The sequence below is a fragment of the Leucobacter coleopterorum genome, from assembly GCF_011382985.1.
Taxonomy (GTDB): Bacteria; Actinomycetota; Actinomycetes; order Actinomycetales; family Microbacteriaceae; genus Leucobacter; species Leucobacter coleopterorum.
The window spans coordinates 1493698-1520579 of sequence record NZ_CP049933.1 but is presented as its reverse complement, the minus strand read 5'-3'; the positions used below and the strand labels follow the sequence as shown (position 1 = coordinate 1520579).

21 protein-coding genes and 3 pseudogenes are annotated in these 26882 nt (G+C 60.7%); 18 read left to right on the top strand and 6 right to left on the bottom strand.

The features are described 5' to 3' along the window. The first annotated feature begins 172 nt into the window (after nt 1-172). The 5 genes from ileS to G7066_RS07060 are packed head-to-tail and all read left to right on the top strand — an operon-like array spanning nt 173 to nt 7018. Nucleotides 173-3517 (top strand): isoleucine--tRNA ligase, encoded by a 3345-nt coding sequence (gene ileS, locus G7066_RS07080; protein ID WP_166330042.1) that lies wholly within the window; start codon nt 173-175, stop codon nt 3515-3517. Then, on the top strand, nt 3514-4854 hold the full coding sequence (locus G7066_RS07075; protein WP_166330040.1) for a bifunctional folylpolyglutamate synthase/dihydrofolate synthase: 1341 nt from the start codon (nt 3514-3516) through the stop codon (nt 4852-4854). The genes ileS and G7066_RS07075 overlap by 4 nt, the downstream gene beginning before the upstream one ends. Next, nucleotides 4851-5333, top strand: coding sequence for a DUF4233 domain-containing protein (locus tag G7066_RS07070; RefSeq protein ID WP_166330038.1), 483 nt, complete (start codon nt 4851-4853; stop codon nt 5331-5333). The genes G7066_RS07075 and G7066_RS07070 overlap by 4 nt, the downstream gene beginning before the upstream one ends. A gap of 52 nt (nt 5334-5385) precedes the next feature. Beyond that, nucleotides 5386-5802 carry a nucleoside-diphosphate kinase gene (gene ndk, locus G7066_RS07065; protein ID WP_166330036.1) on the top strand — a complete coding sequence of 139 codons (417 nt, stop codon included), beginning with the start codon at nt 5386-5388 and terminating at the stop codon, nt 5800-5802. A gap of 13 nt (nt 5803-5815) precedes the next feature. Further along, nucleotides 5816-7018, top strand: coding sequence for a winged helix-turn-helix domain-containing protein (locus G7066_RS07060; RefSeq protein ID WP_166330034.1), 1203 nt, complete (start codon nt 5816-5818; stop codon nt 7016-7018). On the opposite strand, the gene G7066_RS07055 is transcribed toward G7066_RS07060, so the two are convergent. Further along, the gene (locus tag G7066_RS07055) at nt 7015-8157 is read right to left on the bottom strand and encodes a serine hydrolase domain-containing protein (protein ID WP_166330032.1); all 1143 of its coding nucleotides are present in this window, start codon (nt 8155-8157) and stop codon (nt 7015-7017) included. The genes G7066_RS07060 and G7066_RS07055 overlap by 4 nt on opposite strands. 87 nt (nt 8158-8244) lie before the next feature. On the opposite strand from G7066_RS07055, the gene uvrB reads away from it, so the two are divergent. Further along, nucleotides 8245-10332, top strand: coding sequence for an excinuclease ABC subunit UvrB (gene uvrB / locus G7066_RS07050; RefSeq protein ID WP_166330030.1), 2088 nt, complete (start codon nt 8245-8247; stop codon nt 10330-10332). A gap of 14 nt (nt 10333-10346) precedes the next feature. Continuing rightward, nucleotides 10347-11069 (top strand): helix-turn-helix domain-containing protein, encoded by a 723-nt coding sequence (locus G7066_RS07045; protein ID WP_166330028.1) that lies wholly within the window; start codon nt 10347-10349, stop codon nt 11067-11069. Nucleotides 11070-11119: 50 nt separating this feature from the next. Here G7066_RS07045 and G7066_RS07040 read toward each other — a convergent pair whose 3' ends face one another. Continuing rightward, nucleotides 11120-11509 carry a VOC family protein gene (locus tag G7066_RS07040; protein WP_244303363.1) on the bottom strand — a complete coding sequence of 130 codons (390 nt, stop codon included), beginning with the start codon at nt 11507-11509 and terminating at the stop codon, nt 11120-11122. 158 nt (nt 11510-11667) lie between these two features. On the opposite strand from G7066_RS07040, the pseudogene uvrA reads away from it, so the two are divergent. From uvrA to G7066_RS06995, 11 genes and pseudogenes are all read left to right on the top strand, one after another. Next, nucleotides 11668-14612: pseudogene (gene uvrA / locus G7066_RS07035) on the top strand (excinuclease ABC subunit UvrA). Next, nucleotides 14609-16537: an excinuclease ABC subunit UvrC gene (gene uvrC, locus G7066_RS07030; RefSeq protein ID WP_166330027.1), complete on the top strand. Its 1929-nt coding sequence runs from the start codon at nt 14609-14611 to the stop codon at nt 16535-16537. The pseudogene uvrA and the gene uvrC overlap by 4 nt, the downstream one beginning before the upstream one ends. Next, the gene (locus tag G7066_RS17455) at nt 16534-16728 is read left to right on the top strand and encodes an RNase adapter RapZ (RefSeq protein WP_341873879.1); all 195 of its coding nucleotides are present in this window, start codon (nt 16534-16536) and stop codon (nt 16726-16728) included. Before uvrC ends, G7066_RS17455 begins: the two co-directional genes overlap by 4 nt. Then, nucleotides 16721-16956, top strand: a pseudogene (locus G7066_RS17840) (RNase adapter RapZ); the annotation flags it as partial. The gene G7066_RS17455 and the pseudogene G7066_RS17840, both read left to right, overlap by 8 nt. Before the next feature lie 21 nt (nt 16957-16977). Next, nucleotides 16978-17409, top strand: a complete 432-nt coding sequence (locus G7066_RS17445; protein ID WP_425280765.1) for a RapZ C-terminal domain-containing protein — start codon at nt 16978-16980, stop codon at nt 17407-17409. Between the two features lie 61 nt (nt 17410-17470). Next, on the top strand, nt 17471-18445 hold the full coding sequence (gene whiA, locus G7066_RS07020; RefSeq protein WP_166330025.1) for a DNA-binding protein WhiA: 975 nt from the start codon (nt 17471-17473) through the stop codon (nt 18443-18445). Between the two features lie 110 nt (nt 18446-18555). Further along, nucleotides 18556-19173: a superoxide dismutase gene (locus G7066_RS07015; protein WP_166330023.1), complete on the top strand. Its 618-nt coding sequence runs from the start codon at nt 18556-18558 to the stop codon at nt 19171-19173. Nucleotides 19174-19262: 89 nt separating this feature from the next. Next, a complete protein-coding gene (locus tag G7066_RS07010) occupies nt 19263-20465 on the top strand; it encodes a phosphoglycerate kinase (protein ID WP_166330021.1) in 1203 nt (400 codons plus the stop codon). 62 nt (nt 20466-20527) lie between these two features. After that, a complete protein-coding gene (gene tpiA / locus G7066_RS07005; protein ID WP_280116270.1) occupies nt 20528-21331 on the top strand; it encodes a triose-phosphate isomerase in 804 nt (267 codons plus the stop codon). A gap of 82 nt (nt 21332-21413) precedes the next feature. Then, nucleotides 21414-21662, top strand: a complete 249-nt coding sequence (secG, locus tag G7066_RS07000; protein WP_166330019.1) for a preprotein translocase subunit SecG — start codon at nt 21414-21416, stop codon at nt 21660-21662. A 27-nt stretch (nt 21663-21689) separates the two neighbouring features. Beyond that, nucleotides 21690-22055, top strand: a complete 366-nt coding sequence (locus G7066_RS06995; protein WP_166287524.1) for an RNA polymerase-binding protein RbpA — start codon at nt 21690-21692, stop codon at nt 22053-22055. Between the two features lie 71 nt (nt 22056-22126). On the opposite strand, the gene G7066_RS06990 is transcribed toward G7066_RS06995, so the two are convergent. From G7066_RS06990 to tkt, 4 genes and pseudogenes are all read right to left on the bottom strand, one after another. Next, nucleotides 22127-23356, bottom strand: coding sequence for a glucose-6-phosphate isomerase (locus G7066_RS06990; RefSeq protein ID WP_244303361.1), 1230 nt, complete (start codon nt 23354-23356; stop codon nt 22127-22129). Next, nucleotides 23353-23703 carry a hypothetical protein gene (locus G7066_RS15960; RefSeq protein WP_244303360.1) on the bottom strand — a complete coding sequence of 117 codons (351 nt, stop codon included), beginning with the start codon at nt 23701-23703 and terminating at the stop codon, nt 23353-23355. The genes G7066_RS06990 and G7066_RS15960 overlap by 4 nt, the downstream gene beginning before the upstream one ends. Before the next feature lies 1 nt (nt 23704). Next, nucleotides 23705-24805, bottom strand: coding sequence for a transaldolase (gene tal / locus G7066_RS06985; RefSeq protein ID WP_166330017.1), 1101 nt, complete (start codon nt 24803-24805; stop codon nt 23705-23707). Further along, a pseudogene (gene tkt, locus G7066_RS06980) lies at nt 24806-26880 on the bottom strand (transketolase). It abuts the gene before it with no gap. Nucleotides 26881-26882 lie beyond the last annotated feature (2 nt).

The following is a 26882-nucleotide window of genomic DNA, read 5'->3' as shown; positions in this document are numbered from 1 at the left end:
CCCACTAGAACCGGGCGGGCAGGCCCGTTACAGCCAAACGAAGAGGCACACCGCGATCCCAAACGGAACCGCGTGCGCAAGCGGGGTGGTACCGCGGGAGTTGGTGGCGAGAGCCGCGCAGCGCTCGTCCCGGCAGAAGCTTTACACGTAAGCCGGAACCATAAGGAAGCCCATGCCATATCCTCAGCAGTCAACTGGCGCAGCGAGCGAGCCGACTACCAACGCGGGTGCCGCGTTTGGTGTCACGCCCTCTCCAAAGTTTCCCGAGATCGAAGAGCGGGTGCTCGCGTTCTGGAAAACAGACGACACCTTCCGCGAGTCGATTCGCCAGCGCGAGAATGCCGAAGAGTGGGTCTTCAACGACGGCCCTCCCTTCGCGAACGGGCTACCGCACTACGGTCACCTACTGACCGGCTATGCCAAAGACGTTTTCCCGCGCTTCCAGACGATGCTCGGCAAGAAGGTCGAGCGCCGCTTCGGCTGGGACACCCACGGTCTGCCCGCCGAGCTTGAGGCGATGAAGCAGCTCGGCATCACCGAGAAGGCCCAGATCGAAGAGATGGGTGTCGCGACCTTCAACGAAAAGGCGCGCGAGTCGGTGCTGCAGTACACGCGCGAGTGGGAGGAGTATGTGACTCGACAGGCCCGCTGGGTCGACTTCGAGAACGGCTACAAGACCCTCAACCTCGGTTACATGGAGAGTGTCATCTGGGCATTCAAGCAGCTCTACGACAAGGGCCTCGCGTACGAGGGCTCGCGCATCTTGCCCTACTGCTGGCGCGACGAAACTCCACTCTCCAACCACGAGCTGCGCATGGATGACGACGTGTACCAAATGCGTCAGGATCCCTCGCTCACCGTCACCTTTCCGCTAGAGGGGGCAAAAGCCTCAGAACTCGGCGTCGAGGGTGTCCGCGCGCTCGCTTGGACGACAACACCGTGGACCCTGCCGACCAACCTCGCACTCGCGGTCGGACCGGAGATCGCGTACGCGATCCTGCCCGCTGGCCCCAACGGTGCAGCTGACGGGGGAGCCGGGGCCACAGCCCAGTACATGCTCGCCCTCGATCTTGTCGGCAATCACACGAAGGATCTCGGCTACGAATCGGCCGAAGCAGCCCGCGAGGCGGTGACGCGCACGATTTCAGGCAAAGAACTCAGTGGTGTGCGCTACGCGAGGCTCTTCGATTACTACGCCGACACGAAACTCTGGGGCACCGAAAATGCCTGGCAGATCCTCGTTGACGACTACGTCTCGACCAGCGACGGCACCGGCATCGTGCACCAGGCCCCCGCTTACGGCGAAGACGATCAGCGCCTCGGCAACGCCGCGGGCATCCCGACCATCCTGAGCCTCGACGACGGTGGCCGCTTCGTGAAGTCGGTGCCCGACGTCGCCGGTGAACTATGGATGGACGCAAACCGACCTCTCATCCGCCTGCTGAACGAGAAGCAGCGCGTGCTGCGCGAGCAGAGCTACATGCACTCGTACCCGCACTGCTGGCGCTGCCGAAACCCGCTCATCTACAAGGCGGTGTCGAGCTGGTTTGTGCGCGTGACAGACATCAAAGACCGCATGCTTGAGACCAACGAAGAGATCACCTGGGTGCCCGAGAACGTCAAGCACGGCCAGTTCGGCAAGTGGCTTGAGGGCGCGCGCGACTGGTCGATCAGCCGCAACCGCTATTGGGGCAGCCCGATCCCGGTGTGGAAGAGCGACGACCCTGACTACCCGCGCGTCGACGTCTACGGCTCGGTCGCCGAGCTTGAGGCCGACTTCGGCGAGCTGCCACGCAATGCCGAGGGCGAAATCGACCTGCACCGCCCCTACATTGACGAGCTCACTCGCCCGAACCCCGACGATCCAACGGGCAAGTCGACCATGCGCCGCATCGAAGACGTGCTCGACGTGTGGTTCGATTCGGGATCAATGCCCTTCGCTCAGGCGCATTACCCCTTTGAAAACCAGGAGTGGTTCGATAGCCATCAGCCCGCCGACTTCATCGTGGAGTACATCGGGCAGACGCGCGGCTGGTTCTACCTGCAGCACGTGCTCGCGACAGCGCTGTTCGATCGACCCGCGTTCAAGAACGTGATCAGCCACGGCATCGTGCTCGGCTCCGACGGCAACAAGATGTCGAAGTCGCTGCAGAACTACCCCGACGTCAATGAGGTGTTCAACCGTGACGGCTCCGACGCGATGCGCTGGTTCCTCATGGCCTCACCGGTCGTGCGCGGCGGCAACCTCATCGTCACCGAAGAGGGTATCCGCGAGGGTGTGCGCCAGTTCATTCTGCCGCTGTGGAGCACCTGGTACTTCTTCTCGCTCTACGCCAACGCCGACAACTACACCGCGGAACGCCGCACCGACTCGAGCGACCCGCTCGACCGCTACATTCTCGCGAAGACCGCCGACCTCGTGCGCGAGGTGGGGGATCACCTCGCGAATCTCGACACCACCTCGGCGTCCGAGTCGCTGCGCGCTTACGCTGATGTGCTGACGAAATGGTACGTGCGTCGCTCACGCGACCGCTTCTGGGAAGGCATGGCCGGCGCCAACGGCAAGCCCGAAAACCGCCAGGCCTTCGACACACTCTTCACCGTGCTCGAAACGGTGGCCCGAGTGGCAGCACCGCTCGCCCCTCTGGTCACCGAAGAGATGTGGCGTGGCCTTACGGGCGGCCGCTCGGTGCACCTCACCGACTGGCCAGACGTCACTGAGTTCCCGAGTGACCCCGAGCTCGTTGAAGCGATGGACGAGATTCGCCAGATCACCTCGCACGCGCTCTCTCTGCGTAAGGCTCGTAAGCTTCGTGTGCGGTTGCCGCTCGCTGAGCTCACCGTTGTCACCGCACGCCCGGAGGCGCTGACTCCCTTCGTTGAGATCCTCCGCGAGGAGCTCAATGTTAAGACCGTCCAACTGGTGCAGCAGACAGAGTCGAGTGCGGCGGATCACGGCATCGTGCACACACTCACCGTGAACGCGCGAGCCGCTGGCCCTCGTCTCGGCAAGCAGGTACAGCAGGCCATTAAGGGCGCAAAGTCAGGCGACTGGAGCGAAACCGACGGAGTTGTCACCGCGGGCGGGATCGCGCTCGAACCACACGAGTACGAGTTGACGCTCAATGTTGGCGGCACGGACGGGCCAGACGCAGCGGCGGGCCCCGCACTCACGCTGATCCCGGGCGGCGGTTTTGTGCTGCTGGAGACGGCCACCACCCCGGCGCTTGAGGCCGAGGGCATTGCGCGCGACGCGATCCGCGCCGTGCAGGAGGCCCGCAAGAACGCCGGTCTTGAGGTGAGCGATCGCATCGGACTGGTTTTGACCGTCGATCCTGAGCACGCAGATGCGCTGCAGACTCACAGTGCATTGATCGCCGCCGAAACGCTCGCCGCCGAGGGTGTCTCGGTCAGGGTAATGGAATCTGGATCCTGGAACTCCAGGGATGCGGCACAGGCACTCGGCACGGGTAAAGATCCCCTCGGGATCTCCCTTTCGAAGGAGGCTGCACGATGAGCGACGCTGAGAAGGTATACACCGAACTCCTGGAGCGGGTCGGCGAGGCAAACCCGCGCCCACGTATCGAACCGGTGCGCCGGTTGGCTGAGCTTGCAGGGTCGCCGCAGCTCTCCTACCCGGTTATCCAGGTCGCGGGTACCAACGGCAAAACCTCAACCAGTCGCGCGATTGAGTCGCTACTGCGGGCACACGGCCTGCGCACCGGCCTCTTTACGAGCCCGCACCTACTCGCATTCACGGAGCGCTTTCAGCTCGACGGCGCACCGGTCGACGACACCGTGCTTGCGGCAGCCTGGGATGAGCTACGGCTGCCGTTAGAAGTCGTTGATGCCGAACTCGAGGCAGCCGGCAACAGTCCGATCACCTTCTTCGAGGCGCTCGCGGTGCTCGCGTTTACGATCTTCGCTGACGCCCCCGTTGAGGTCGCCGTCATCGAGGTCGGCATGGGCGGCGAGTGGGACGCGACCAATATCGCAGACGCGCAGGTGGCCGTGTTTACGCCAATCGCGCTCGATCACACCGCGATCCTCGGCAACGACACCGCCACAATCGCGAAGACCAAGGCAGGCATCATCAAGCCCGGCAGCACGGTTGTTACCGCGGTACAAGACGCCGACGCCATGATCGAGGTCGAAGAGGCGGCCCAGCGCAATGGCTCGCGCCTCGTCGTACAGGGTCGCGATTTCCGTCTTATCGAAGATCGACTCGCCGTCGGCGGCCGCCAGATCGACGTCGTCGGAGCTACGGGTCAGGCCTATGATCCCGCATTCGTACCGCTGCACGGCAAGCACCAGGCAGAGAATATCACGCTGGCGATCGCGGCAGTGGAGGCGTTCTTCGGTTCCGAACGACCTGTGCCAGAAGAAGTGCTCGACGAGGGACTGGGGCAACTCACCTCACCCGGCCGTCTACAGCTCATCGGCAACGATCCGATCGTCTACGTCGACTCGGCGCACAACCCTCATGGAGCCCAGGCCCTCGTTGAAGCGGTCACGGAGTCGTTCAGCTTTGAAGAACTCACGCTGGTTGTTGGTGTGCTCGAAGAGAAGGACGCCTCTGGTTTGCTTGAGGCGCTCGCGCCCATCGCACACCACGTCACAGTCACTCCGGTGAGTTCACCGCGCAGTCTCGAAGCCGAACACCTGTTTGTTATGGCCTCATCGGCAATCCCGGACACCCCCATCGAGGTGGCATCGTCTTTACCCGAGGCACTCGATCATGCTCGAGCTTGGGCGGGCCGCGCTGAAGGGCGCGCCGTGCTAGTCGTTGGGTCAGTCTTGCTGGCTGGCGAGGCCATCGAGTTTTCGCGAAGCGAAGGGTGGGGGATTGCATGAGTTCTGTGAGCCCTGGGTTCGGATCGGATCCCGAGCCAGAAGATGAACTTGAGCTGTCACCGTCAGAAACGATGGCTCACAACTCTGCCATGCGCATCTCTGGCGCAGCAAAGGGGCAACGCTCCACGCAGCGCGCCCTCGCCTCGATTGTGCTCGGTTTTGAGCTCATCATTGTGGTGCTGATCGGCCTCACCATTTTTGGGCTTGGGATCACCGAGCCCCGCGAGCTCGGACTTTACCTCGGTGGGGGACTCGCCGTAGTGATTCTGGTGGCGCTGGCCATTATGCGTCGGGGGAAGGTCGGCATTTACTTGGGCTGGGCGGTGCACGGTTTGATGCTGCTGTCGGCGATTATCTTGCCGATGGCGCTGGTCGTTGGTGTGCTGTTTACCGCGCTGTGGGTGTACTGCATGGTGAAGGGCGCACAGCTTGACAGGCAGCGCGCCGCCTGGATCGCCGAGCACTCAGACCCAAGCTAGGCTTATTGTTCGGGGAACATCCCACCAACTTTCAATACTTCAAGGAGTACACGTGTCTGCAGAAGAAACCCTGATCCTGGTCAAGCCTGACGGAGTCGCGCGCGGACTGACCGGCGAAATTCTGCGTCGCATTGAGGCAAAGGGCTACACCATCAATGATCTGCGCATGGTGACCGCAAGCCGTGAGTTGCTCGTGGCTCACTACGAAGAGCACGAGGGAAAGCCATTCTTTGAGCCACTGGTCGAGTTCATGGCTTCCGGACCCGTGGTCGCTGTGCGCGCCTCGGGCAACCGGGTGATCGAGGGATTCCGGGCGCTCGCTGGGGCCACCGATCCTACTGCTGCCGCTCCCGGCACAATTCGTGGCGATCTTGGTCGCGACTGGGGTCTTGCGGTGCAGCAGAACCTCGTTCACGGCTCTGACTCGACTCTGTCGGCAGAGCGCGAGCTCTCGCTCTGGTTCGCGTAGGCGTTCTCAGCTCATGACCCGCGAGTCCCTGAGCGCAGCAGAAGCGCGCCGTGTTGCTCTCGCAGCCCAGGGATTTCGCGCGTCTGCGCGTTTGCGGGCCCGGCGGCCCTTCGATCCCGCGCTTGAGCGACTACACGTGCTGCAGATCGACTCCGTCAACGTCTTCGCGCGAAGCCACTACCTGCCGATTTTCTCAAGGCATGGCAGCTACGATTCGGACCAGCTCGACAATCACCTCTGGAACAGTGGCGAGTACACAGAATACTGGGCGCACGAGGCAGCGTTCATCCCAGTGGAGGATCGACCCCTCTTCGGGTGGCGCATGGAGGAGTTTCGAGACCGCTACGCGGGTCAGGAGCGCTACGCAGCACTGCAGCCGACGCTCGACAGGGTGCGCGAGGCACTCGCTGATAGTGGCCCCCAGTTCGTGCGAGAGCTTGAGGAAGGCCCGCGCGAAAAGCGCGGACCCTGGTGGGACTGGAGCGAGACAAAGCACGCCGTCGAGGTGCTGTTTGCTCGAGGCGACGTGGTGTCCATCGGCCGCGAGGGGTTCCAGCGCAGATACGCGATCGCGGAACAGGTGCTTCCCACCCCTGCGCTGATCGAGGTTAGTCGCGAGGATGCCCAGCGGCAGCTCGTAGAGCAAGCCGCGCGCTCCCTCGGCGTGGGGACGCTCGCAGACATCGCCGACTACCACCGCCTCAAAACGGCGGACGCCCGAGTCGCTGTGAAGGCGCTCGAAGAGAGTGGGATCCTCACCCCGGTTTCTGTTGCTGGCTGGCTGAAAGTGAACGGGTCGCCTGAACAGGCGTGGATCCACCGCGACGCCGCAGTGCCAAGCCGACTGAGTCCAGACGCGCTGCTCACACCGTTCGACCCAGTTGTCTGGTTCAGACCACGCGCCGAGCGCATGTTCGACTTCCGCTACCGCATCGAGATCTACACCCCCAAGGAGAAACGGCAGTACGGCTATTACTGCCTGCCGCTCATGGTGAACGGTGTACTCGCAGGTCGCATCGACCTGAAGGCTGACCGCAAGAACCGCGAGCTGCTGGTGCAGGCGGCATGGCAAGAGGATCGCGCGCCCGCCCGCACAGCGGAGGCCACCCAGACGCTGCTTGCGCGCGCTGCCGCCTGGCAGGGCCTCGAATCGGTGAGCGTTAGCGGCGTCGGCAACCTCGCGCTGCCAAACCGTTTCGATCCCGAAGCAAACTAGTTGTATAGCGGCAGCATCTCCTTAAACAGGTGCGCTGGCAGGTCGGGCTCCTCGCCCGTGGCGTTGAGCAGGATCGCGATCACACGCTCCGACTTCGCGTCGTACATGACAAGCCCCTGGAACCCGGCCCCGGTTCCGGTATGGCCGACCCAGCTCTCTATCTCTCCCATTGTGAATCCGTAGCGGTCGTACTCCGGACTCTTCTGGTCATCGGCCGTTGATCCGAACTGTTCGACGCGCAGCTGCTGCGTCTTGGCGTCAATCAGCGATCCGCTACCGAGCGCTCGACCCCAGGTGGCGAGATCAGCCGCGGTGCCAGTCAGCGCACCCGCGGAGCCAAGCCACCCTGGAGCGAGCACGGGCAGTGCTTCAACGACCCTGCCGTTGGCGACCTCGTAGCCCGTGGCGTCGAGGTTGGGGTCAGTAAAGCCGTACTCGACAGAATTGAGTTTCAGGGGAGTCAGTATTCTAGTCTTTACCTCGTCCTGCCACGGCATTCCGGTTACTGCTTCAATGACCTCACCCAGCAGGAGCGTGTTGGTGTTCGAGTACTCATACTTCTCACCCGGCTTAAAGCTAGCGGGTTCCGAGTACGCCAGCTTGAGCAGCTCTGACACGTTGGGTTCGCGGCTCGGGTCTTTGGTTAGCATCGCACCTAACTCGGGGTTCGACGAGTAGTTGGCCAGCCCAGAGCGCATGTCACCGAGCTCTTGAAGGGTGATATTCTCACCGTTTGGCACGCCGTCTACATACTTTGACACGGGGTCGTCGAGTTTCACTTTGTTCTCATCTGCCAGTTGCAAAATGACAGTTCCGGTGAAGGCCTTGGTGATGCTTCGATAGGCGAAGCGAGTTTCGGCCGTCACGGGGTCGTCAATAACCGCGTCTCCGAAATTTCCCTTGTATTCCTCATTCTTTGCCCCGATGACAACCACGGCAGCCCCTGGAACTCCCTCCTTCTTAAGGAACCTTGAGATGGTGTCGGTGAGCTCATCCTCAGTGGGCTGTTTTGCGGCATCTTGGCTCTGAGTCTCGGCTGTTCCGACTGATCCCGCACAACCTGCAAGCAGCAGCCCGAAGGCGATGGTCCCAGTTACAAGCGCCAGTGTCTTCGTTGCCCTACCCCGTTGTATGCGCATGTTGATAATAAAATCACGGCATGATCGATCGCGCTAGGGTCAAGCCACGCGGCTTGAATGTCGGCGCCCCAGAGTAGGCTCGAAACTATGGAACCCACGCGCAGCGTCCGCCCTTTCGAGGTAATTAGCGAGTACGAACCCAGCGGCGATCAGCCGCAGGCTATCGAAGAGCTCGCGAAGAGAATAAATGCTGGTGAGACCGACATTGTGCTCATGGGTGCTACCGGCACCGGCAAGTCGGCGACCACCGCTTGGCTGGTTGAGGCCGTGCAACGACCAACGCTGATCCTGGCCCACAACAAAACCCTCGCGGCGCAGCTCGCGAGCGAGTTTCGCGAGCTCATGCCCAACAACGCGGTCGAATATTTTGTCAGCTATTACGACTATTACCAGCCCGAGGCCTACGTGCCGCAGACCGATACGTTTATTGAGAAGGACTCGTCAGTCAATGCTGAGGTCGAGCGACTTCGACACTCAACCACCAACGCACTGCTCAGCCGTCGTGACGTGGTTGTTGTCTCCACCGTCTCCTGCATCTACGGCCTCGGTAAGCCCGAAGAGTACTACGAGGCCATGGTGCCGCTGCAGATCGGAGACATCCTCGATCGCGACGTACTGCTGCGCCGCTTCGTCGACATGCAGTACCAGCGCAACGACATTGAGTTCGTGCGCGGCAACTTTCGGGTTCGCGGCGACACCGTCGAGATCATCCCAATGTACGAAGAGCTCGCGATCCGCATCGAGTTCTTTGGTGACGAGATCGAGGCGCTGTATTACTTACACCCCGTGACGGGCGACGTTATCAAACAGGTAGAAGCCGTTTCGATCTTCCCCGGCTCGCACTATGTTGCGAGCCGAACCGTTATGAACCGGGCGATGGGGCAGATCTCAGACGAACTCGACGGACGTTCGAAAGAGCTGAAGCAGCAGAACAAGCTCGTCGAAGAGCAGCGACTGCGCATGCGCACCACCTTCGACCTCGAAATGATGGAGCAGATCGGTTTTTGCTCTGGTATCGAAAATTACTCTCGGCACATTGATGGCCGTCAGCCGGGGGAGGCCCCACACTGTCTACTTGACTATTTCCCTGATGATTTCCTCGTGGTCATCGACGAATCACACGTCACCGTGCCGCAGATCGGCGCGATGTACGAGGGCGATTCCTCTCGTAAACGTACGCTTGTCGACCATGGCTTCCGTCTGCCGAGCGCGCTCGACAACCGCCCTCTGAAATTCAAGGAGTTTAAAGAGCGCGTAGGGCAGACCGTCTACCTCTCTGCGACGCCTGGCAAATACGAGATGGAACTCGCCGACGGTGTGGTCCAGCAGATTATTCGCCCGACAGGACTCATCGACCCAGAGATCATCGTGAAGCCAAGTGAGGGCCAGATAGACGACCTGCTCGAAGAAGTACGAATCCGTGCCGAGCGAGACGAGCGTGTGCTTGTCACGACCCTCACCAAGAAGATGGCGGAGCAACTCACCACGTTCATGGAAGAGGCAGGTGTGCGTGTGCGCTACCTGCACTCCGACGTTGACACTCTACGACGCGTCGAGTTGCTCAGTGAACTACGTGCCGGCGTGTACGACGTGCTCGTTGGTATTAACCTTCTGCGTGAGGGACTCGATCTCCCCGAGGTCTCCTTGGTGGCGATTCTTGATGCAGACAAAGAAGGCTTCCTGCGATCGAGCACTTCTCTCATCCAAACGATCGGCCGCGCCGCACGTAACGTCTCAGGTCAAGTTCACATGTACGCCGACAAGATAACGCGTTCTATGCGTGAGGCCATAGACGAGACGAATCGCCGCCGCGAGATCCAGATCGAGTACAACACCAAACACGGTATCGATCCCCAACCTCTGCGAAAGAAAATCAACGACATCACCGCGATGCTCGCACGCGAGGCAGCGGATACCGAAGAGGTGCTCAACTCGCGCGCGAGCGCACACGCGCAAAAGGGATCACCGCAACGAGCCAAGGGTAAAAGCGCCGCACGGGCTGGCGCCATCGCGGGGGAGGGCGCCGCAAGACTCGAAGAGATCATCTCCGATCTCAATGAGCAGATGCTTGCCGCTGCTGAGGAACTCAAGTTTGAACTCGCTGCTCGTCTACGAGACGAAGTGGCCGAACTCAAACGGGAGCTACGCAGCATGGACGCCGCCGGGCACCTGTAGATTCGCATACAACGGTGACTACAACGGCGTATCGGGAGTTGAAGCTCGACGGCATCGGCGTGCTGTGGTGCACAATCAGCCAACAAAAGGAATCTGCCGTTTTACCAGCCGACGGTTGTACCGATTTGATCCTCCGAGACGATGCACTAGTGGTGGCAGGCCCTTCCACGCAGGCATTCATCGGACGCAGTGGTGAACAAGGCGTCACCCTGGGTCTACGCTTTCTGCCTGGCACAGCGGACGCTGCACTTGGAATGCCGCTTGGGCGATTGCGAGACTTGCACTTCGACGCTGCAGATGTCCTCACTCCTGACGCACAACAACGAGGGCTCTCGCTCTTGCGTCAGCTGCGGGACGCGTCAACCCCGGAAGCCAAGAGGATCGCCTGCGTCGACCTCGCTGCAGAGTACGCTCACCCTTCCGCAGGAAGAAAGTGGGTCGCGGTTGCGCATGATGCCGCGGGTCGTGGAGAGGCCGCATGGATGCTCGCGCAGAGGCTCGCGAGTTCCGAGCGGCACATGCATCGCCGCATGGTTGCGAGTTTCGGGTATGGCTACACAACGCTTCGCAGAGTCGTTCGCGCAGAACGCGCTCGAGTAATGCTTGCAACTGGACTCAACCCAACAGAAACTGCGCACAGGGCAGGTTATAGCGACCAATCCCACCTTTCCCGCGAGCTTCAAAGGCTTGCGGGCACAACCCCTAGTAGTCTCTTTGCCCCGGTCCCGTGGGGCTGAACCAGAGAGAGAAGGATGCTCGTTGAGGAGTTCAAATTATACTTCTTCGACTAAACCTGCGTAGAGATCCACCGTGTTGCCGTCAGGATCGCGCAGCGTGGAGTAGCGCTGCCCCACGGCGCATCCCAGGGTGCGGTGTGGGCTGCAGAAGGAAAGCGCTCAACAATCTCGGAGTATGCACGATCTACGCTGGCGGGTGAGTCAGCCTCGACCGCAAAGCTGATTCGACCAGGTCCTGTAGGGAACTCAAAATCGGGTTGGAAACTCTCGATAGTCGACACCGGATCCCAAGCGAGTTTCACCCCGCCCGAAAGCACGATTTCAACGTGCGGGGCCTCGTCCTGTTCCACTGGAATGTTGAGCCCAAGGCCTCTATAGAATTCGAGAGAGGCTCCGAGATCACGCGTTACGATACCGACGAAATTGAATGTGAGTGTCATGGCTCAAGCCTAAGTCCGCGTGGTTTTTCTGTCTTGAACATTTCGGACACGTTGTATCACCTGAGCAGGTTCAAGTTTCTCGGGCGTGCCGCCAAAGACTTCTCGACCCAATCGCACATATGTTCGAATTTTCAGTCGCAACCCCGTAGAATGAGACGGTGACTTCGCAGCTCTCAACACCGATCCGCTCCTCCGCTACACACGCACACATCAGCGTGCAGGGTGCGCGGGTCCACAACCTTCAGAACGTTGATCTCTCAATCCCACGCGATTCGATGGTGGTGTTCACCGGCCTTTCGGGCAGCGGCAAGTCGAGCCTCGCGTTTGACACAATCTTTGCCGAGGGGCAGCGGCGCTACGTCGAGAGCCTGAGCGCCTACGCTCGTCAGTTTCTCGGCCAGGTGGATCGCCCCGACGTTGACTTTATCGAGGGCCTAAGCCCGGCGGTCTCAATCGACCAGAAGTCAACCAACCGCAACCCGCGCTCGACTGTCGGCACGATCACCGAGATCTACGACTACATGCGCCTGTTGTGGGCTCGCATCGGCGTGCCACACTGTGCGATTTGCGGGGAGCGCATCGAATCACAAACCGTGCAGCAGATCGCGGATCAGCTTATAGTACTTCCCGAGCGCACGCGCTTTCAGGTACTTGCACCGGTCGTCAGCAAGAAAAAAGGAGAGTTCGTTGAACTCTTCCAAGACCTCGCAGCGAGCGGTTACTCCCGCGCGGTTGTCGACGGCAAACTGATCCAGCTCTCCGAGCCACCGACGCTTAAGAAGCAGATAAAACACGATATTTCGGTCGTTGTGGATCGCCTCGTAGCAAGCCCGGAAGGCCTCGGCCGCCTCACCGACTCACTTGAGACTGCCCTTAAGCTCGCTGGTGGCATCGTGTGCATCGACTTCATCGACCGCGACGAAAAGGCCGAGGATCGCACGCAGCTTTTCTCCGAGCACCTCTCATGCCCAAACCAACACCCGGTGCAACTCACCGAGATCGAGCCGCGCACCTTCTCGTTTAACGCCCCGTTTGGTGCCTGCAGCACCTGCTCAGGGCTCGGCACCAGCATGTCGGTCGATGAAGACCTAGTGCTCGGCGATCCCCAACTCTCCATTACCGAGGGGGTCATCGTGCCATGGACTAGCCAGGGCAAGAGCCTCTACCAGTACTACGAAAAGCTACTCAAGGGCCTCTCACAAGACCTCGACTTTTCGCTTGATGCATCCTGGGATTCACTCGGCGAAGACGTGCAGCAGGCCGTTCTCTACGGCAACAACTTCAAGGTCAATGTGCGCTGGAAGAACCGCTTCGGCCGCGAGGTGAAGTATTCTTCCGGCTTCGAGGGAGTCATTCCGTTCATCGAGCGCCAATACGCCGAGGCCGAATCAGATGCCAAGCGCGACCGCTGGTCGGAGTTTTTACGAGAGGTACCCTGCCACGCTTGCAACGGTCAGCGCCTGAAGCCTGAGGTACTTGCGGTCACTGTCAACGAGGAATCGATTGCCGCGGTTGGCGATTTTAGCCTACTCAACGCCAAGCGTTTCTTCGATGAGGTCACGCTCACCGAACGCGAGGCCAAGATCGCCGCCCAGGTGCTGCGTGAAATTCGTCTGCGCTTCGACTTTCTCATCGAGGTCGGCCTTGGCTACCTCACGCTCGCTCGTGCCTCTGGCACGCTCTCGGGCGGCGAAGCACAGCGCATCCGCCTGGCCACCCAGATTGGCTCGGGCCTCACCGGAGTGCTCTACGTGCTCGATGAGCCCAGCATCGGACTGCACCAGCGCGACAATCGCCGCCTCATCGAGACACTCATCAAACTCCGAGATCTCGGCAACACTCTTATCGTCGTTGAGCATGACGAAGAGACCATCGAGGCCGCCGACTGGATTGTCGATATCGGCCCCGGCGCTGGCGTCGAGGGAGGCACTGTCGTGCACTCTGGCGAGTACGCCGAACTGCTCACAAACACCGAGTCGGTCACGGGGGACTACCTCGCAGGGCGCCGCTCCATCGACACCCCAAAGAAGCGTCGCAAGCGCGACCGCAAACGCGAACTGAAGGTGCAGGGCGCCCGTTCCAACAACCTGCAGAACGTCGACGTTACGTTCCCGCTCGGCGTCATGACCGCGGTCACCGGAGTGAGTGGCTCGGGCAAGTCAACGCTCGTCAACGACATCCTGTACCGCGTGCTTGCAAATCAGCTCAACGGCGCACGCCTAGTTCCGGGCAAGCACACCCGTGTCACGGGTCTTGAGCACCTCGACAAGGTCGTGCACGTTGACCAAGCACCAATCGGCCGCACCCCACGCTCGAACCCCGCCACCTACACAGGCGTATTCGACAAGATTCGCACGCTCTTCGCCGAGACCCCGAGGCAAAGATTCGAGGTTATTTACCAGGTCGCTTCAGCTTCAACGTCAAGGGCGGCCGTTGCGAGGCTTGCTCGGGCGACGGCACTCTTAAGATCGAAATGAACTTCTTGCCCGACGTCTACGTCGCCTGCGAGGCCTGCGGCGGCAAGCGCTACAACCGAGAGACCCTGCAGGTGCGCTACAAGGGTAAGAACATCTCAGAGGTGCTTGAGATGCCCATCGCCGACGCCGAGAAGTTTTTCGAACCGATCAGTTCAATTCATCGCTATATGAAGACCCTGGTCGATGTTGGCCTCGGTTACGTGCGCCTCGGCCAAAGTGCCACCACCCTCTCAGGCGGCGAAGCTCAGCGCGTCAAGCTCGCAACCGAACTGCAGAAGCGTTCAAACGGTCGCAGCATCTACGTGCTCGACGAACCCACGACCGGCCTCCACTTTGAAGACGTGCGCAAACTGCTACTCGTGCTGAACGGCCTCGTCGACAAGGGCAACACTGTTATCACGATCGAGCACAACCTCGACGTGATCCGCAGCGCGGACTGGGTCATCGACCTTGGCCCAGAGGGCGGCTCGGGTGGCGGCACGATTCTCGCCGAGGGCACGCCCGAGCAACTCGCAAAGGTTGAGGGAAGCTACACAGGGCTCTTTCTCGCCGAGGTGCTGGGTGGTTGGGCAGACAAGACTGCACGTGCACTCACAGAGAAGCAGCCGGTGAAGGTGGGGGTTTGATCCAGGGAGTTGATAACCGAGGATCGTTTCGCCCTGCCCAGGGCGAAATTCCCACGAGCCCTGGCGTCTATCGTTTTAGCGACCGCCACGGGCGAGTGCTCTACATCGGCAAGGCGAAAGTTCTCCGCTCCCGCCTAGCCAACTACTTCCAACCGCTTCACTCACTCCAGCCGCGCACACAGCGCATGCTGGCCCTGGCGGCGAAGGTCGACTGGACGGTCGTTGCGACCGATACCGAGTCGCTGGTACTTGAGCACACCTGGATCACGGAGTTCAAGCCACCCTTCAACGTCCAGTTCAAGGACGACAAAACCTATCCCTACCTCGCCGTCACACTGCGCGAGGAGGCCCCGCGCCTCATCATTACTCGCAACGAAAAGATTCGTGGCGCACGCTATTTCGGGCCGTATCCCAAAGTTTGGGCGCTCCGTGAAACAACGGCCCTGCTGCAGCAGGCCTTCCCGATCCGCACCTGCAACGACGCAGATTACAAACGGGCTATGACCAGCGGTCGACCGTGCCTGGCCGGTCAAATAGGTCGCTGCGGTGGCCCCTGCTCCATGCAGATCAGCATTGAGGATCATCGCGAACGTGTCACGGAACTCGTCGCGTTTTTGGCGGGAGGCGATCAGAGCCACCTCAAGCAGCTCCGCGTCGATATGCGCGCGGCTGCGGCAGATCAGCGCTACGAAGACGCGGCCCGCTTGCGCGACCAGATGCAGGCCGTCGAGCACGTCATGGAAAAGAACGCCGTCGTGCTGGGCCTCGACACCAACGTGGACGTCTTTGGATTGCGAGCAGACGAGCTCGCCGCGTCTGCACATCAGTTCATTATTCGCGACGGCAGGATTCGCGGCGAGCGAAGCTGGATTGTTGACGTCGAGATCGATGATTCGCCCAGCACGCTACTTGAGCAGGTACTGCAATCGGCATACGAGGGAGACCGAGAACCACCTCCCGAGATTCTCGTGCCGCAGATGCCAGAGAACTCCCTCGAACTCGAAGAAGTACTGAGCGCAAAGCGCCCACGCCGCGGCAAAGTGCGCATACGCATCCCCGAGCGCGGTGACAAGGTGCAGCTTATGGATCGTGCGACACTCAACGCGGGAGAGCACCTCATCAGGTACAAGCTCAAACGAGCGGCCGACCTCACGGCCCGCACTGACGCCCTCGCCGAACTGCAGCAGGCCCTTGACATGGACGAGGCTCCGCTGCGCATCGAGTGCATCGATGTCTCGCACCTTCAGGGCACCGGCGTCGTTGCCTCTCTCGTGGTTTTCGAAGATGGTCTCCCCGCGAAGGGTGCCTACCGCAAGTACAGAATCGAACAGACCCGCGACGACACCGACTCAATCCACCAGGTGGTGTCTCGTCGTGCGGCTCAGCTCAACCTCGCCCGAGAGAACAACGAACCGTCTTCGGGCATCTACCGTGACCGCCCGCAGCTTCTCATTGTTGACGGTGGCGAGCCGCAGGTCAAGGCAGCCGCTCGCGCACTCGCAGAGGCGAACATCACAGACATCGTTCTGTGCGGCGTCGCAAAACGCCTCGAAGAGATTTGGCTTCCCGGGGATCCTTTCCCGGTTATTCTGCCCCGCACAAGCGAAGCTCTGTTTTTGGTGCAGCGCATTCGCGACGAAGCGCACCGCTTTGCCATTACTTTCCAGCGTCAGCGTCGCAGCACGTCAATAGCGAGCCAGCTTTCCGAGGTTCCAGGTCTTGGACCCAAACGTGTCCAGGGTCTCCTCAAACACTTCGGATCAGTGGCTCGATTGCGCAGTGCCTCGGTCGAAGAACTGGCCGCCGCACCCGGACTCGGCACAAAACTAGCCGAGCAGATCCTGAACCACCTGAATACTGAGGCAACGCCCGCTAAGCTTGATGAAGCAAACGAATCGGATCAGGACCGGAGGGAGACCGAATGAACGAGGCAGCATCCGGTCAGGAGATCCTGATTGTCACGGGTATGTCTGGCGCCGGGCGAAGCACCGTCGCGAACACCCTTGAAGACTTGGGCTGGTACGTCGTTGACAATCTACCCTCACGATGGTTAAAACGCTCGCCGACATGGCAGATAAGTCGGGGGAGCACTGCCTCGAATCGTTGCTGTGGTTGATGTTCGTGGTCGCGACCTCTACTCTGACATCGAACACACCGTCAAAGATCTCCGTGAGACCGCAACCGTACGTGTTGTCTTCCTCGACGCAACCGACGAGATTCTGGTGCGACGTTACGAGTCCGTACGCCGCCCCATCCCCTGCAGGGCGAGGCCGGCAGCCTGCTCGAGGGTATTCGCCTCGAACGCGATCGACTCCAAGAACTGCGCGCATCCAGCGACGTCGTCATCGACACCTCGCGTTACAACGTGCACGATCTCTCGACGGCCACACGCGACTTGTTCTCCGACGACAACACGCCCGGGCTGCAACTCTCCGTCCTCAGCTTTGGCTTTAAGTACGGCGCACCAACCGACGTAGACCTGATGGCCGACATGCGCTTCTTACCAAACCCCTTCTGGGAGACAGAACTTCGTGCACTGACCGGGGTTGATCCCGAGGTCAAAGAGTACGTACTCAGCCGCGACGGCGCCGCTGAATTTATCGACAATTACGTGGCTGCGCTGACCCCGGTATTTTCAGGTTTCCAGCGCGAGAACAAACGTCACGCTTCTCTTGCTATAGGCTGCACCGGTGGCAAACACCGCTCAGTTGCGATCGCGCGCGAACTCGCGGATCGGCTCGCGGGTCTGCCGGGTGTCAATGTGACACTACGCCACCGTGACCTCGGTCGCGAATAGTTCCAACTCAATACTTCTTCTTTTTCTTCACCCCTGTCTTACGCTCTTGAAAGGATTTTTTGTGCCGTCTACCTCCGAGGTTAAGAGCGAGCTTGTGCGATTTCCGATGCAGCGCACCGGGGAACGCACCGCTGAGGTGGCGACGATCCTTCGACTTGCGGGCGGTCTCCACACGATCTCAGGTCGGATCGCTCTCGAGGCAGAACTCCACACACCCCAGATTGTGCAGCGCGTTCGTAAAGATCTCGCGGAACTCTACGGGGTTCGCTCCGAAGCAAAACAGCTCCCTCCCACAGCAACCCGACCCGGGGCACCGCAGTTTCTGGTTCGTGTGCTCGATGGCGAAACTCTCGCGCGTCAGCTTGGTCTGCTCGACCAGCGACGTCGTCAGATTCGAGGTCTACCCAATCGCCTGACCACGGGCTCACCGACTGAGCTCGCCGCACTATGGCGCGGTGCGTTTCTCGCGCGCGGCGGCATCACAGCACCCGGCCGCTCTGCCGGCCTGGAGATTCTCTGCCCAAGCAGCGAGGTTGCCATGGCCCTCGTTGGGGCAGCGGGCAGAATCGGAATCGAGTCAAAGAGCCGGGAGATTCGTGGCCAGAATAAGGTTCTGATTCGCGACGCTGAAGTGATCGGCGAAATGCTCGAAGCGATGGGCGCACTCGACGCCCGTGCTCGCTGGGACGAACTGCGCAAGGCACGGGAAACCCGCGCCACCGCTAACCGCCTCGTAAACTTCGACGACGCCAACTTGCGACGCTCGGCACAGGCTTCTGTTGCAGCGTGCGCGCGCGTAGAACGGGCGCTTGAGATTTTGGGCGACCAGGTTCCCGAGCACCTGCGCTACGCAGGGGAGTTGCGGTTGAAGCATCGCGAGGCAAGCCTCGACGATCTGGGGGCCCGCGCTGAGCCGGTGCTCACCAAGGACGCGGTCGCTGGTCGCATTCGCCGACTCCTCGCAATGGCCGATAAAGAAGCCGAAGCCCGCGGTATCCCCGGCACCGACGCGAACCTGCCCGACGAACTGGACTGAGTTTATTCCCGGATGCCGTTCGCCAGGGGCGCAAGACGCTTTCCTGCCAGTGTCGCAGGCCGGGCATAGACTGAAACGACACACGTCCACATCAGAGATTGGAGCGCCCTATGGCCGCCTACTCACTTCCTGAGCTTCCGTACGATTACGCAGCACTCGAGCCACACATCAGTGGCAAGATCATGCAGTTGCACCACGACAAGCACCACCAGGCCTATGTGACGGGTGCAAACACCGCTCTTGAGCAGTTGTCCGAGGCTCGCGATTCCGGCAACCTTGCCGCGGTCAATAAGCTAGAAAAGGACCTCGCTTTCAACGTCGGTGGGCACGTGAACCACACGATCTTCTGGAACAACCTATCGCCCGAGGGTGGCGAGCGCCCCGAGGGCGAGCTAGCCGCAGCGATCGACGAGTACTTCGGCGGCTTCGAGAAGTTCCAGGCACACTTCACCGCGACCGCGATGGGTGTGCAGGGTTCTGGCTGGGCCGTGCTTGCATGGGATGCCCTTGGTCAGCGTGCCAACGTCGTTCAGCTCTTTGATCAGCAGGGCAACTTGCCTGCCGGCACCGTTCCGTTGCTCATGCTCGATGTCTGGGAGCATGCGTACTACCTCGACTACCTCAATGTTCGCGCCGACTACGTGAAGGCGTTCTGGAACATCGCGAACTGGCAAGACGTAGCAAAGCGCTTCGAGGCCGCTCGCACACAGACCCCCGGTCTGATCTAGCATCCTCGTTTGTGGGTCGATCTCTGGTGACAGGATCGGCCCACAGCCGCGTTTCCCGTACATCTCACCTTCAAGGAGTACCGCACCGCATGCGCACCATTGAGTCTCTGGGTTCGCTCACATCACGTACCGTCATCGTTCGCTGTGATCTGAATGTTCCACTATCAGACGGCGTTATTACCGACGATGGCAGGATCCGTGCATCACTCACCACCATTCGCGAGTTGCGCGACGCGGGCGCGAAGGTTGTTCTTGTCAGCCATCTCGGCCGCCCCAAGGGTGAACCCGAAGAACGTTTCTCACTGAAGCCAGTTGCTGCCCGCATGGCTGAGCTGCTCGGCGCACCCGTGCAGTTTGTGGCTGAAACTGTCGGCGACAAAGCCCAAGCTGCTATTGCCGGTCTCAACGACGGCGACGTGGTTCTTCTCGAGAACCTCCGTTTCAACCCGGGCGAAACCAGCAAAGACGCGGCCGAGCGTCGTGCGTTCGCTTCGCAGCTAGCTGCTTACGGTGACGTGTTTGTCTCAGACGGATTCGGAGTGGTGCACCGTGCCCAGGCAAGCGTCACTGATCTCGCCGAGCTGTTGCCGAGTGCCGCCGGTCGTTTGGTCGCTGGCGAACTCGAAGTGCTGCGCAAGCTCACCGACGATCCCGCCCGCCCTTACACTGTGGTCCTCGGAGGTTCAAAGGTCTCCGACAAACTTGGTGTTATTGCTCATCTGCTTGAGCGTGTCGACACTCTCCTCATCGGCGGCGGCATGCTTTTCACCTTCCTTGCGGCTCAGGGGCACAGTGTTGCTGCGAGCCTGCTCGAGGCAGACCAGCTCGACACAGTACGCGGCTACCTAGCCAAGGCCGAGCAGCGAGGCGTGCGCATCTTGCTGCCTACCGACATCGTTGTTGCAGAGGCCTTCGCGGCTGACGCGGCTCACGAGACCGTCGCAGCTGATGCAATTGAATCCAGCAGCTTCGGAGCCGCCGGCATCGGCCTCGACATCGGCCCGGAGACCGCGGCCGCTTTCGCGGCGATCATCACCGACTCGGCAACGGTCTTCTGGAATGGCCCCATGGGAGTGTTCGAAATGGATGCATTTGCGGCAGGCACGCGCACCGTCGCGCGGGCACTCACCGAGACCAACGGGTTTACCGTTGTTGGTGGGGGTGACTCCGCAGCCGCCGTTCGCGCGCTGGGTTTTGCAGACGATCAATTTGGTCATATCTCCACGGGTGGCGGCGCCAGCCTGGAGTTCCTTGAGGGCAAAACACTGCCCGGTCTGGAGGTACTCGCGTGAGCGATCAGAACATTCCCGGCGCTCAGCCTGGACAAGCCGCACAGCAGGAGCAACCGCAGCTGATACGCGAACCGCTGCCGTTTGTGGAGCGCACACCGCTCATCGCGGGCAACTGGAAGATGAACCTTGATCATCTCCAGGCAATCGCCTTTGTGCAGAAACTGTCGTGGGCATTGAAAGATGTCAAGCACGACTTCGGAGATGTTGAGGTTGCGGTTTTCCCACCTTTCACCGATCTCCGCTCTGTGCAGACTCTGCTCGCTGCTGACAAGCTCGCGCTCACACTCGGCGCGCAAGATGTATCACCTCAGCAGGCCGGTGCCTTTACGGGCGACGTTTCTGCGGCAATGCTCGCGAAGCTTGAGGTCAAGTACGTGCTCGTTGGGCACTCTGAGCGCCGCCACGGTCACGGCGAATCTAACGAAGCTGTCGGCGCGAAAGCCCGTGCCGCACAGGCAGCCGGGATGATCCCCGTCATCTGCGTGGGGGAGACGGCAGAAGACCTGGAAGCCCACGGTGCCGCGGCGATCCCACTCGCCCAGATGCAGGCTGCTGTCACTCAGCTTCCGGCTGATGCCGAGTTTGTGGTTGCGTACGAGCCGGTGTGGGCAATTGGTAGTGGTCAGGCAGCAACCCCTGAGCAGGCTGAAGAGGTTGCTCGGGCGCTCCGTGAGGCGCTCCGTGATCTTCGTGGTGATGACCGCGCTGCCGCCACACGAATCTTGTACGGCGGATCCGTCGCGAGCCAGAACGTTGCTGCGTTTATGCGCCAGCCGAATGTTGATGGAGCCCTCGTTGGTGGTGCCAGCCTCAAGGTTGACGAGTTCAGCCGCATTGTCCAATTTAAGAAACACGTGACCGCTTAACACCCCGTGGCACCGCTTCAGCCAGAGTCGCGGTATACTCATAGGCGGCGCATCGCGCCCTCGACCCAGGAAAGGTGACCTCGTGCTCATCCTCAAGATCGCACTGATCGTCATTCTCGTGATCACGAGCTTGCTGCTCACGCTGTTTATTTTGCTCCACAAGGGCCGCGGTGGCGGCCTGTCCGATATGTTCGGTGGTGGAGTGACCTCGAGTCTCGGGTCGTCGGGGGTAGCGGAACGTAACCTTAACCGCATCACCATTGTGGTGTCATTGATTTGGGTTGTATCGATCATCGGGCTCGGGCTGATTGCTCGTTTCTCGGTGGTCTAGCGCTCGACTGTATAGAAGAGGTATTTCGTGGCAGGCAGTAACGCCATTCGTGGCGCTCGCGTTGGATCTGGCCCCATGGGGGAGAAAGATCACGGCGTTCGCGCAGATCGTGTTCAGATTTCATACTGGGATGCGCTCGGCAATGAGACGGTTCGCTACTTCGCGGCCGATATCATTGAAGAGGACATCCCCGAGCAGATTGATTGCCCAACAACTGGGCTTCCTGCGGGCAGGGACAAAGAGAACCCACCCGTTCTGCTCAAGAACGAGCCCTACAAAACGCACCTCGCATACGTGAAGGAGCGCCGCACACCTGAAGAGGCTGAGGAACTGCTAGAGGCAGCACTACTCAAGCTTCGCCAGCGTCGCGGAACAGCCAAGATCACGGCCTAGTACTCGCAAGCTCTACAGAGAAGACCCCCGCTTAGGCGGGGGTCTTCTCTCGTTTCAGCACACAACCACTGCTATAGCGCAGCGAGAAGCGAACGCAGTCCAGCTGCGGGATCAGCGCAGGCGAGAATCCAAACTGGGCGGCCCCGAGAAATCAGCACATCGTGGTCGCCGCTGGACTGGGCCGAAATGAGCCTGTCGAAACCATTCCTTGAGCCGGGGATCGCAAGCGGTTCAAGATTCTGCTCTGTGATTTGCAAGAAGGCGCCCAGTGCGGGCCCACCCTTGTGTAGTTGGCCGGTCGAGTGGAGATATCGTGGACCCCAGCCCAGTGCGACCGGAACGCCGAGCAACTCTGCGAGTCTGTTTCGCAGCTCGTGTAGCAGCGGTGCGCTCGGACCTTTAGGGTCGAGGTAGGCCTGGATCGCAAGGTAACCGTTCGCTGGGGTGCCTTGACGGAGAGTTGCAAGTGGTTCGTTCAGATCCTGCGACTCGCTGGCGCTTGCACGGGGCGACATGGCGGAGGCGTTTTCCGATTGGGGGACAGCCTCCAGTTGCACGCGGGCAGCCACCTTCGCCGATTCAACATCTGGCTGATCGAACGGATCGATACCCATGAGACGACCGATCACGGCGGTGGCCGTTTCCCATAGCAAGAGCTGAGCACCAAGCGGAGCGGCGACTGCTAGTTCGCCGACGAAGCCCGGTGAGACATGATCATTTCCCAGGCGAACAATGCGGGTGTTTGCCGGGGGCGACTGAATCTCAATAGCATCTTCAGGGAGCGAGATTGGCAGCACTCCCTTACCCTCTTTACCGGTCGACTCAGCTACCAGTTGCTCGATCCACGCCCCGAGGCCCCAACGGGCATCCGGCTCGGCAACGAGGCCAAGCACGTATTTCTCGGGAAGCTCCGCCACGATTGCCACGGCGAGCCGCAGAGCGAGGTTATCCGGAGTGTCGGAGGCAAGTTCTTCTCGCACAGCCTGAGCCTCAGCGACGAGCACCCGCGCGTCTGCTCCCGCGAGAACCGAGGGCACAAGCCCAAACGCCGTCAGCGCAGAGAACCGCCCACCAACATTGGGGTCCGCGAGAAACACCCTTTGCCCAGCCGCACGAGCGTCAGCTTCGAGCGCAGACCCAGGATCCGTGACCACTGCCATGTGCTGCGCGGGATCAAGATCTGCTTCACGAAACGCCTCGTTGAACGCTGCGCGATGGCTCAGTGTCTCTATGGTTCCGCCAGATTTGGAACTCACCACCACAATAGTTCGGGGAAGGTCGCCCTGTAACGCTGCCTTCACGGCTGCAGGGTGCGTCGAATCAATTGTTTCAAGCGCAACCCCTGCCCAGCGGCAGATAACCGCGGGGGCAAGGCTTGATCCCCCATGCCGCAGAGCACAACTCGGTCAACCCCGCGTGCAAGCAACTCTGCTCGAAATTGCTCGGCCTCAGAAACGACAGTTTCGGCTGGCTGCGCGAAGTCAGTCCAGCCGAGCCGGATCGCCGCTTCCTTTTCGGCCGTTTCACCCCACAGTGTCGCGTCTTTCCTAAAGATGCGACTGGCTACGCGATCCTGCACGAGAAGGGCAAGATCGCGGGAGAGCTTCTGTTCGTCAAGAACACTGGGGATGCTGAGTTGAATAGTCATGTTAGCTCTGAAGCGCCTGGTTTACTGTCTCGCACAGCTCTGACCACGAGGCTTCGAACTTCTTCAGCCCCTCATCTTCAAGCTTCGTTGTCACCTCAACGTAGTCGATACCCTGCGCATCAATGGCGTTGAGCACCTGGTTTGACTCGAGAAACTCCGTGGTAATCGTGTCGCCACGCACTTCACCGTGATCGGCAACAGCCCGGAGAGTAGCCTCGGGCATGGTGTTGACCACATCGGCAGCGACAAGCTCTTCAACGTAGAGAGTGTCGCGCAGCGAAGGATCCTTTACTCCAGTGGATGCCCACAGAGGGCGCTGCACGTGAGCACCAAGCGACCTCAGAAACTGCGCCCGCTCGCTCCTAAAGCTCTGTTTAAACACCTCGTAGGCGAGGCGCGCGTTCGCGACACCGGCCTTACCCTTTAAAGCAAGCGCCTCGGGGGTACCAACGACATCGAGACGCGCGTCGATCTCGGTGTCCAAACGAGACACAAAAAACGAGGCAACGGAGCGAACACTGGAGAGGTCGATTCCGGCAGCACGCGCGCGCTCGAGTCCGGTGAGATAGGCGTTAATGACCTGGCGATAGCGCTCGAGGCTAAAGATCAGTGTCACGTTCACGCTGATACCGGCCGCAATGGTTTCTGTGATGGCCTCAAGCCCTTCAACCGTCGCGGGAATCTTGATCATGGCGTTGGGCCGGTTGACACGGTCCCAAAGCTCACGAGCTTGCGCAACGGTCCCAGCCGCATCACGTGCGAGACCGGGCTCGACCTCAATCGAGACCCGGCCATCGAGACCGCCGGTCAGGGCAAACACACCGTCAAAAATGTCGCAGGCATCGGCCACGTCAGCCGTGGTCAACTCAAAAATAGTCTCGTCGACGCTGAGACCACGCGAGGCACAACTCGCGATGCGATCGCCGTAACCAACGCCACTACCAATTGCTCCAGCAAAGATAGTCGGGTTGGTGGTCACGCCGACCACACTGTGCGAGCCGATCAGCTCACGCAAGCTACCACTCTCGATGCGGTCGCGCGACAGGTCGTCCAACCAGATGCTGACGCCTGCCTCGCTGAACTCAGCTGTGGGGGTAGCCATCTACGCCGCCAGACTCTCGCGGGCAGCTGCCACAACAGCATCAGTAGTGATCCCGAATTCCCGGAACAGTGTCTCGTAATCAGCCGATGCACCAAAGTGCTCGATCGAAACGGAACGCCCACGGTCACCAACGAAGCGCTCCCAACCGAGCGACAGCCCAGCCTCAACACTCACGCGCGCGGTCACCTCTGCGGGCAGCACACTCGCGCGGTACTCCTTGGTCTGCTCGGCAAACCATTCCAAACACGGGGCCGATACAACACGGGCACCAACGCCCTCTGAAGCCAAACGATCCCGAGCTTCAACCGCGAGCTGCACCTCCGATCCCGTCGCGATCAAAATCACGTCGAGCGAGTCGGTGGGGGAGTCCGCGAGCACATACGCACCCTTACGAGCTTCCTCGGCCGCAGCAAAGTCGCCGCCGCGGGGCAGCACCGGCACGTTCTGGCGTGTCAGGGCAATACCTGCTGGGCCAGCGTGACGGCTCAGCATCTCGTGCCAAACGACCGAAACCTCATTGGCGTCGGCGGGCCGCACCATGGCGAGGTTCGGGATCGCACGCAGCGTCGCCATCTGCTCGATCGGCTGGTGCGTCGGTCCGTCTTCGCCCAGGGCAATCGAGTCGTGCGTCCACACGAAGATGCTGGGCACATTCATGAGAGCTGCGAGTCGCACCGCGGGGCGCATGTAGTCGCTGAAGATGAGGAAGGTGCCGCCGTAGCTGCGCGTGTTGCCGTGCAGCTGTATGCCGTTGAGGATCGCGCCCATCGCGTGCTCGCGAATACCGAAGTGCAGCACACGACCGTAGGGGTCACCCTGCCAGCTCGAGGTTGAGCGGCGGGCCGGAACGAATGAGGGAACGTTAGGAATTGTGGTGTTGTTCGATCCTGCGAGGTCTGCGGATCCACCCCACAGCTCGGGCATCACGGGGCCGAGCGCGGCGAGCACCTTGCCGCTCGCGGAGCGTGTCGCAACGCTGGTGCCGGGTTCGAACGTGGGCAGCACCTCTGCCGCCTCGACAGGAAGCTCTTGGGCCTCCACGCGATCAAACAGTGCCTTACGCTCGGGGTTCGCCGCAGCCCAGGCGTCAAACGAGACCTGCCACTCAGCGCGCGCCTCGGCACCGCGCTCAACAGCCTTGCGCGTGTGCTCGATCACCTCGGGGGCGACCACAAAGTGCTGCTCTGGATCAAAACCGAGCGCCTGCTTCAGGCCAGCGAGTTCTTCGCCACCGAGTTTGGACCCGTGAATGCCACCGGTGTTCTGCTTACCGGGGAGGGCCAGCCAATGATGGTCTTGAGAACGATCAGGGTCGGCTTCGAAGTCTCAGCCTTTGCCGCCTCGATTGCATCGTTGAGCTCAATGAGATCCTCGACGTAGTTGCCCGTCTTCTTCCAGTCAACCTCAAGAACCTGCCAACCGTACGACTCGTAGCGCTTCGCAACGTCCTCCGTGAAGGAGATGTCGGTGTCGTCCTCAATCGAGATTTGGTTGGAGTCATAGATCGCAATTAGGTTGCCAAGCTCCTGGTGGCCAGCGAGCGACGATGCCTCGCTGGTCACACCTTCCTGCAGGTCACCATCACCAGCAATAACATAGATGAAGTGGTCAAAGGGGCTCGTGCCCGGGGCGGCATCTGGATCAAACAGCCCGCGCTCGTAACGCGCGGCGTAAGCAAAGCCAACCGCAGATGCGAGGCCCTGACCGAGTGGGCCGGTCGTAATCTCGACGCCGTCGGTGTGACCATACTCGGGGTGACCGGGAGTCTTAGATCCCCAGGTGCGCAGCGACTTGATGTCATCGAGCTCAAGGCCGTAGCCGCCCAAGTACAGCTGCACATACTGCGTCAACGAGGAGTGCCCGACAGACAGGATAAAGCGATCCCGACCAACCCACTTCGCATCGGAAGGATCGTGGCGCATCACCTTCTGGTGAAGCAAATACGACACGGGTGCCAGACTGATCGCAGTACCCGGATGGCCATTGCCGACCTTCTCCACCGCGTCTGCCGCAAGCACCCTCGCGGTATCGACGGCGCGGCCGTCAAGCTCATCCCACTGCAATTCTTTTCCCAATG